General features: G+C 65.2%; 1 protein-coding gene. It reads right to left on the reverse strand.

All coding sequences use genetic code 11. From position 1 onward, the window contains the following. Window positions 1-434: efflux RND transporter permease subunit (locus JUK32_RS10785; RefSeq protein ID WP_204138861.1), on the reverse strand; the 434-nt coding region annotated here is incomplete at both ends.

Genomic DNA, 434 nt, shown 5'->3' on the forward strand with positions numbered 1-434 from the left:
GCTGCCAGGGCACGATCGCGGGTCTGCTCAATGGCGGTCTGGGAGGCAAACTCGATCTCGATCTGAAACTGGTCGCGATCGATCTGGGGAAAGAACTGGCTGGTCAGGGTGCCCGCCGCAATAAAGCCGACTAGCGGTAGGGAGAACACCAGGGCGATCGCCAGCATTGGTCGGGCGGTCATGCGGGCGATCGACCAGGGGTAGACCTGGGCCGCTCCCGGCAGCGCCAGCCCCTCGTTCCACCAAGCCCCCGGTTTGTCGAGGGAGCGGAAGATTCCCTGCTGCGATCGCGGCTGATCGCGGCGGCCCAGCACCCGCGCCGCCAAAGCCGCAATTAGCGTCAGCGAAATCGCCAGGGACGAAATCAGCGCCAAGATCACCCCCAGGGCAATGGTGCCGACAAATTCTCCCGCCGCCCCCGGCAGCAGGTAGAT

Origin of the sequence: Halomicronema sp. CCY15110 (assembly GCF_016888165.1) — a bacterium.
Taxonomy (GTDB): Bacteria; Cyanobacteriota; Cyanobacteriia; order Phormidesmidales; family Phormidesmidaceae; genus Halomicronema.